This window comes from Pseudoalteromonas aurantia (assembly GCF_005886875.1).
Lineage (GTDB): Bacteria > Pseudomonadota > Gammaproteobacteria > Enterobacterales > Alteromonadaceae > Pseudoalteromonas > Pseudoalteromonas aurantia_A.
In genome coordinates this window covers 1-7,782 of the sequence record NZ_PNBY01000162.1, presented here as the reverse complement: position 1 = coordinate 7,782, position 7,782 = coordinate 1, and the positions used below count along the sequence as shown (strand labels likewise).

At 41.4% G+C, this 7,782-nt stretch carries 9 protein-coding genes; all 9 read right to left on the bottom strand.

Annotated features, from left to right (window positions below):
- Nucleotides 1-147: 147 nt before the first annotated feature.
- Nucleotides 148-1,257: a DUF455 family protein gene (locus CWC18_RS20230; protein WP_171041179.1), complete on the bottom strand. Its 1,110-nt coding sequence runs from the start codon at nt 1,255-1,257 to the stop codon at nt 148-150.
- A gap of 96 nt (nt 1,258-1,353) precedes the next feature.
- A complete protein-coding gene (locus tag CWC18_RS20225) occupies nt 1,354-2,097 on the bottom strand; it encodes a nucleotidyltransferase domain-containing protein (RefSeq protein WP_138675998.1) in 744 nt (247 codons plus the stop codon).
- Nucleotides 2,098-2,147: 50 nt separating this feature from the next.
- Entirely contained in the window at nt 2,148-2,891 is a 744-nt protein-coding gene (locus tag CWC18_RS20220; protein WP_138675997.1) for a nucleotidyltransferase domain-containing protein, read from the bottom strand.
- Nucleotides 2,888-3,244, bottom strand: coding sequence for a hypothetical protein (locus CWC18_RS20215; protein WP_138675996.1), 357 nt, complete (start codon nt 3,242-3,244; stop codon nt 2,888-2,890). Before CWC18_RS20215 ends, CWC18_RS20220 begins: the two co-directional genes overlap by 4 nt.
- Before the next feature lie 54 nt (nt 3,245-3,298).
- A complete protein-coding gene (locus tag CWC18_RS20210) occupies nt 3,299-3,550 on the bottom strand; it encodes a hypothetical protein (protein WP_138675995.1) in 252 nt (83 codons plus the stop codon).
- Nucleotides 3,551-3,567: 17 nt separating this feature from the next.
- Nucleotides 3,568-3,798 carry a hypothetical protein gene (locus CWC18_RS20205; protein WP_138675994.1) on the bottom strand — a complete coding sequence of 77 codons (231 nt, stop codon included), beginning with the start codon at nt 3,796-3,798 and terminating at the stop codon, nt 3,568-3,570.
- Nucleotides 3,799-3,915: 117 nt separating this feature from the next.
- Nucleotides 3,916-4,119, bottom strand: a complete 204-nt coding sequence (locus CWC18_RS20200; RefSeq protein ID WP_138675993.1) for a response regulator transcription factor — start codon at nt 4,117-4,119, stop codon at nt 3,916-3,918.
- Entirely contained in the window at nt 4,113-6,299 is a 2,187-nt protein-coding gene (locus CWC18_RS20195; RefSeq protein ID WP_138675992.1) for a peptidase domain-containing ABC transporter, read from the bottom strand. The genes CWC18_RS20200 and CWC18_RS20195 overlap by 7 nt, the downstream gene beginning before the upstream one ends.
- Nucleotides 6,299-7,552: an HlyD family secretion protein gene (locus CWC18_RS20190; protein WP_171041178.1), complete on the bottom strand. Its 1,254-nt coding sequence runs from the start codon at nt 7,550-7,552 to the stop codon at nt 6,299-6,301. The genes CWC18_RS20195 and CWC18_RS20190 overlap by 1 nt, the downstream gene beginning before the upstream one ends.
- Nucleotides 7,553-7,782 lie beyond the last annotated feature (230 nt).

The following is a 7,782-nucleotide window of genomic DNA, read 5'->3' as shown; positions in this document are numbered from 1 at the left end:
TTTTGTTTGACACACTGTGAATGTCCATATATGTCAGTGTAAATTCGTAATCACGCTGCTTAAAGCTGGTTGAATATCATAAAGTGTCACAATTATGAGCAATAGCTCAGCGTGCTGTTACATTCAGCTTACACCGCCGGCAACCGGTTAGTTGTTTTGAAAGGCTTGATTAGTATAAGTAATATACTCATCAGGAAATTCTAGAAACTGATAAATACTCTCATGTAATTGAAATTTCCCTGGCAGCTTCTTATTTATTTTTTGGGAAGTAGTTTTTAAAATATCCATATAATTTAGGCCTTTGCGCTGACATATATAGTTTAACCATTTGTTGCCATTTTTCGTATGCATAGACTCATCGGCATTGATATATTCTAAAATAGCTTGCAGTTTTTCATGAATGCCACGCTGTTTAAGCTGAAAGATCAGGCCCATGTTATTACCAACCGCATCTCCTTCTTGTATCACTTGCTCAATGGCTAGTTGCTCTTCGAGTCCATCTCCCAATTGATGTTTATTCCAGACATCAAAGTTATAACAGTACTGGCCGACAACAGTGCCCATATGGCTCTCAAGGTAATCGGCCAGCAAAATAAAGTGTCTGGCTTCATCCCAAATTTGTTGCGCCATATCCGCTTTAAAATCAAGGGGCATGCTTTTATAGGTCAGGATATTGAACGCACATACTTCCATGGCACATATTTCGATATTTACCGCGATTGAATGTATGAATTTAACCAGTTTCAGATCTGAGCTGTCTTGTTCATCAAAATCCTGGCCATCTTTGTATGTCAATTTATCCGAGCGGGCAGGATATGCAAGCAGCTTTACAACTGGTGAAGCGCTTTTGAATTCAATGTTCGTTAATTGCCCCAGTTGTAAGTCAATGCCAGTGAGTGTTGTTTCACCTATTTTTGCATAACTAGAAAGCAATATTTCATGAATGGATGTGAGCAGGAGCTTTGATGGTTCATCGGCAACCGCTTCAGTTTTATCCAGTTGTTTTTTTGTCCATGAAGCAAGACTCTTTTGTAACAGCTTGCAAACGTCCGGCAGTGAAAATTGTTTATGTAAATAACTCATTTGCTCTTCAAAGCCAATAGGCATCAGTATCCTCTGATCGACATTAAACAGCTCTGACAAACGCCTGTTCAATATTAAAGGCAGCTCTTTTTCGTAGCCAAGAGACTGGCCGATATAGGCTTTGTGATGCAAGTCTTCACATTCCAGCAGCCAAATGCACTTAAGTTCCTGCAACCTCAACGTAGCGTAGAGTAAGCCTCGAATAAAGTTAGACGATTCATTAAGGTATGTTATTTGTTTAGTCATGATGGAGCCTTAGGTTTACTGGTATTAGATCATTGAACAATGGTGCGGTGCTGTTGTATCCCAGCTAAACTTCATATAGTCGCTCATCACGGATTTGATTTGCTGTGCGAACAAGGGGCAATCAAAATGGGTGATGAATTTTTCGATGAGTTTATTTAAAGATGCATAAACTTCAGGATGATTTGCTATCAGCACTGTTCTTTTTAGCTTGGCATTGGTATAATCCCAATCATTACTGTCCGACAGGATATAGTTATGACACATCATAACGACTCTGTTTGACCACATTAATTTTTCGGCAATCGCGCCGCCCGTATATTTTTCATTCATGCCATCATGCAAAAAATTACATAAAGAGATGCGGTGAATTTCCATTTTTTGGACGCTGTTTGCAGGCACGCCTTTGGCAACTATTTCGCCTGCGCGCTTTTTCAGGTATGCGCACATGCCTTTGCCGTCAAGCAAAATTTCTGATTTGCTGATGCAATGTGGATAGAAAAAGTGCCTGTTTGAGCTGCTGTTTTCAAGGAGATTGAGCAGCGCTTTAAAATTTACTATAGTTGCTTGCAGAGGATAGCCATAGATCTCTGACTGAATTTTCTTTCCCTCTACCTCTGCCTCATCAATGACGATGAGATCGACATCGGAATGCTCGGTATTGGTTCCTTCAATATACGAGCCAAAGACCATAATACCAGCGGTCTGTTTGCAATATTGTTTACAAAACTCAACAATTGCGGAGGTTACATCTTTTTTATTTTCGGCCATGTTAACTCACGTAAATACAAATCTGAAATGATGACAGTAGAATGAATCGTTTAAACTACTGAACAATGTGGCGCTGAACTTTCTTCATTGAAGCTTATGACTGTGCCCATGATTTCTTTTGCTTCAGCTGAAAAGGCTGCTTTATCTGAAGTGTCAATCAATGACATTAACGCGCGATGTAGTGCTGCTATTATTTCTGGAAAGTTTGCTTGCAGAATTTCAGACCTAAACCTTGGGTTATTCATGCGCCACTGCTTACAATGGATGAGTAGTTGGATTTCACACTTTTCTATCACCCGACTCGCCCATAAAATTGCTTCGGCTTTAGACTTACCGGTATATTTTTCTTTCTCGCCATTATTGAGATAGTTAATAAGGGATAGCCTTTTTGTCTCGATAAATTGCTCAGACGGCTGGAATGGACCCAAATTAAGAACGTGTGCTGAAACTTCTTTTAGGTATTGTGCTAACCCGGTTTTATCGTATATGACTTCTGCCATGTCATAGCTGGTGGCAAAGAAAGGCTGGGAAGCTTTGCTTGATTCAAATAAGATATTTAATGCGGTTTGAAAATTGAAAATAGTCGCCTGAATTAAATACCCTTCAAAGTATTTTTGAATTTTATAGCTGTCACTACAGGTTTCGTCGATGATGATCAGGTCGACATCTGAAGTCTTTTTTGCTGTTCCTAAGGCATATGAGCCATAAAGAAAGATGCTGGAAACATCGAGCTCCCTGTGCTTACAGAAGTCCCATATTTTTTGTTCGAGTGTTTCTTTGTTGAGGATATTCATCTATAACCCCTGGCCTTTTTTGTAAATATCAATGAAGGTACAAAGTATATAGCCAAGAAAAAAATGGCACTAATCACCATAATAAAGGCCCCGCCTATGTCATCTTTATAATGGCTATAGCTATAATATAAAGCGGCTGAATAAAGCAGGTTTAAAAGAGCAGCCAGTAAGCCTTTTTTATGATAGCCAGCTAGGTTCTCAGTCGGGCTCTTCAATACATTTATTTGATAAGAGATGGTTAACATCACAGCTGTAACAATGAGGAAAAACAGATGATTTTCGCTTGATAAAAACCTGAATTGTAGTCCCCAAGAGCCGATTAATACTGGAATGAGTATTGTCCAATGAGTCATAATTTTGCCTTAAAAATTTGGGCTTGGGGAATAATTCCTAAGCCCAAGTTGTGCTTAGGAATATATGTAATCCCAAACAGCATCGCCAGCACCAATAATAGTACCTACCATACCGCCGACTAAACCGCCGACCATACTGCCTGGAATTGCACCGGCTCCACCAGCGAGTGAACCGACGGAAGCACCGATGGCTGCACCAGCACTTGCTCCTGCAGCTCCGCCTCGTATACCGCCTTCAAAAGCTTCTCCCGAAATAGTACCAGCACCACTTACTTCATTAATTTCGATTGTATCTAATTTTCTCATTTTTATTTTCCTTTAAATTAAGAAGTAAAATATTCCCAAGCACCGACAGCCAGAGCGCTACCGGCAATGATCCCAAGACTTACAGGTGCACTTACCGCTACGCCTAGCACTTGCGCAGCACCAATTAAGACTCCGCTACTACCAGCACCTGTGACCGCGCCTTCAGCCGCATCCCACAGGTCACCGGCACCATTTACACTGTCAATTTCATCAACCGTCAGTTGTCTCATTTTGATATTGTCATTCATCTTGTTTTCCTTAATTTATTGTCATAACTCAGTATTTGACGAGTAAGGATTTTATCTTAAAAACAAGTAGTTAAACCTGTACCATGGTACAGTTTTAACCTGTACCATGGTACAGTTTCAACTAATAAATCTCATTAATTGATGACGGCTTTCGATGTCGAGCTTTCTGTATAAATTAGTGCAATGATATTTGACGGTGCGCTCACTAATATACAGCTTTTGCGCTATAGTTTTATTCCTTTCTCCGTTTAGCAGCTCCGCCATAACTTGCATTTCTCTTTTTGATAGTTGTTGTTTTACTTCTTCTTTAATCATCAACATTGTCTATCTCCTACCATCTCCGTAATTGTTGAACGGGGGATTTTATGCGTAACTTCCGTCAGTTTTCCTTTATAGATCTCAACAACTCTATCTGCTGAGCGAATAGTTTCAGGCCTATGGGCGACAATAATGCGAGTGATTGCGAGCTGTTTCACTTGTTTGCTAATGCTCGACTCACTTTTTATATCCAAGTTGCTGGTTGCTTCATCCATAAAGAGTATTTTGGGATCTTGATAGAGTGCCCGCGCCAGTAACAGACGCTGCTTTTGCCCGCCACTCAAACCTGTTCCCATATCACCAACAAGGGTATTGTACTGCATTGGCATTTGAAGAATTTCGTAGTGCAGGCATGCGGCAAAAGCACTGCGCGTTATCCGCTCTTGATCCGGACTTGAGGTAAAACAGGCAATATTATCGGCAATCGAGCCACTTAATAACTTGTCATCCTGCATCACTGCAGAAATTTGTTTACGGTAATTAAAGATTTCCTGAATGGGTTTGCCGTCAACCAGTATCCGGCCCGATGTCGGTGATAAAAGCCCCATCATGCATTTAAGTAAGGTTGTTTTTCCTCCACCGCTGCTCCCCACGATGGCGATTGTTTCCCCGGGCTTGATGGTGAGATTTACATCTTGAAATACCGACTTTTCAGAGGGGCTATAAGAAAAACATAAGTTATCTAATTCGACTTTGCCCGTGATTGGCCTTTGGTGAAGCTCTTTCAGGCTTGACTCTGACTGTTCGAGCATTTTATCTGGTGGGGTAAACACCACATCACTTAACCGGTCTAAATGCAGACCCAGCATTCTAAACTCTATCCATTTTGCAATAAGGCTGTCCATAGAGCTGATAAATCGGCCTTTATAACTCATAAACGCATATAACATCCCTACCGTAAGCAAATTATCCATTACGGCGTTAGCTGCAAAATAAATAATGACCACATTCTCCAAACCAAACAAAAGCTTGTTGGCGGTCGAAAAGCCAATGCCCCAGCGGCGAATTTGAATGCCTTTATTAAGGCTTTCGGCGATATGGTTTTGCCACTGACTTTGCCTTTCGATTTCTTTGCTGAACAATTTAATGGTTTGAATTGCCCGGATGGATTCCATAAAGTGGGAGCTTTCCTTCGCTGCCGCTACAATTTGCTCTTCATGCATAAGCCGTAATGGGCGGTATAAGGCGTAACGCAAAAGGGCATATAAAAATACCACCAAGAGTACGATAAATGAGAGTTTTGCGTCGTATGCGAACATAACTGAAAGCGTGATCAGCGCCATCAAGCCGTCTATCACGGCAGAGATCAAGCCCGTTGTCAGCATCTCACGGATATTGGCTAATGCTCCGAACCTGGAAACGACATCTCCCATATGGCGCTTTTCAAAATAATCCATGGGTAAACGGATCAGATGATGGAATACATTTGCTGACATCTGTATGTTCAATTTGGACGAAAGGTGAAGAATAACCATCTGGCGGAGATAGCTGGTACCGGTATCAATTAACAGCAGCAAGGCAAAACCTAAGGCCAATACCATAAGCAGATTACCATCCGCTCGCAACAGCACATCATCGACCACCATTTGCATGTAATAAGGACTAATAAGTGCAAACAGCTGAATGAGCAGAGACAAAGCGAGTATGAGCATCAGGCTGCGCTTTAAGCCGACGATTTTTGACCAAAAGTGACTCAGGCTCAGGGTGCTTTTCTCTTTTCCCTTTTCAAACTCAGGTGTAGAGCTTAATTCAAGTGCCACACCGGTAAAGTACTTGCCGATCTCTTTATGGGTAAAAGAACGCTCGCCAATGGCAGGATCATGAATGACTACTTTATTGGTGGTAACCTTTTTTAAAACCACAAAGTGTTTCATTTCCCAGTGAAGAATACAAGGGGTTTGAAGTTGCCCCAGTTCTTCAACCTCAAGCCTCAAAGCCCGGCTGGAAAGGTTCACTTTTGCAGCGATATCCATGACTTGTTTTAATGTTGCGCCATGGGAAGAGATCGAGAATCGCGCTCGTAAGCTGGTCAGATCTACATCATAGCCGTAATAACCTGAAATCATTGCCAGGCAAGCTAATCCACATTCGCTTGCCTCCGTTTGGATGATCACAGGCAACCGGCTATTTGAGTTTAGATTAAGCAGGTTTTCCGGGCGTGGCAGCGTTAGTGCATTCTCCATTACAATTTTCCTTTTATACTAAGCAGAGGTTCCAACAACCACTCTAAAATAGTTCTATCTGTCAGTTTTATATCAGCTGATAGAGTCATGCCTACTTTTAGTGAGAACTCTTGGCCATAGGCATTCACGGTTGGGCTGTTGAGTTTTGCTGTTACTAAATATACAGCTTCGCTTGACGGCACTGGCGCACTATCCAATTCGCTAGGGAGTAATATCGATTCAGAGATATGAGCGAGTTGCCCCGAATAGAGACCAAATTTTTGATACGGAAAAGCGTCATATCGTATTTCTATCTCTTGTCCCGGTTTGACGAAACCTGCGGCTCTTACCGGTACCAGTAGCTTGACTTCCATACCGTCATTTGGCGGAACAAGGAACATCAAAGGGAAGTTTTGCTGGGTCTGTTGTCCATTCTTTACTTGAAGGTTCGAAACAAATCCGTCAACAGCGGCCCGAACTATGTATTCCTTTTGCCCTTGAAGTTGTGCGGTACGCTGCGCAATATCACTGAGGTTTCGGTTGAGCTCGTCGATTTGGTTTTCTTCTTCGCTCGGCAATAAGGCAAGCTGGGTATTGAGTTGCTCAATGCGGTTTTTTTGATTGACTTTTTCTCTTTCGAGCGATTCAAATTGGCTTTTTAATGCCAGTTTCTGTTCTTCAATAGATTGGCCATCCACCTCTGAAACAAAGCCTTGGGTTACCATTTTACTGTAGTTGGCGGCTTTGGACTTGCTTAACTCAAAGCGCTCACTCAGTGTTTTTATTTGGTTGTTTAATCGGTCGAGATCTTGTTTTGAAGCCGATAATTGTAATTTAGCGTCTTCTCTTTTGAGTTTGAATATTAAGCGAGTTCTTGCTAACTGTTGCTTGATTATTTTTTGCTGTTCTTGATATTCGTTGAGTAATACATCTTCAAGGTGGGCCCCATTCATTAGCATTTTGTCACCGCTGATTATTGCTAAAGGCTGGTTTTTGATCACCCACTCTCCCGCTTTGACTAAAACCTCTTTGACAGTACCAGAGGAAGCATCTGGAAATACCCGAATAATACCAGCTGAAGGTTCAACCCAACCAAGCGCAGTTTCTTTTTTTGCAAATTGGCTATTGAACAACCAGAAAGAAACGGCCACAACCCAGATAAAGAGCAGGACTGAAATTATGGTATAAGAAAAACGAGGAACAACCAGCGCCTGACCATGAAGGCGGTCTTTTTGATGTTCCAATGCCTGCGAACGAAATAACTTTCCTTGCATTATTTGCACCATCCAATTGGAGATAAAATGTGATTATGTTTGTGTAAAAAAACCGTAACAGCTTGTTTTTTATGCTTTTCATTCAGGGTTGACCCTGAATAATCGGGCGCACTATACGGGCAATATATTGTGGTTTCAAGTAAAAATATAAATCCACCTTATTTAGAGTGGTTTGGGATTATCTGTAGATGAAAATTTGGATATAAGCATGAACAGTGACACCCATTCAA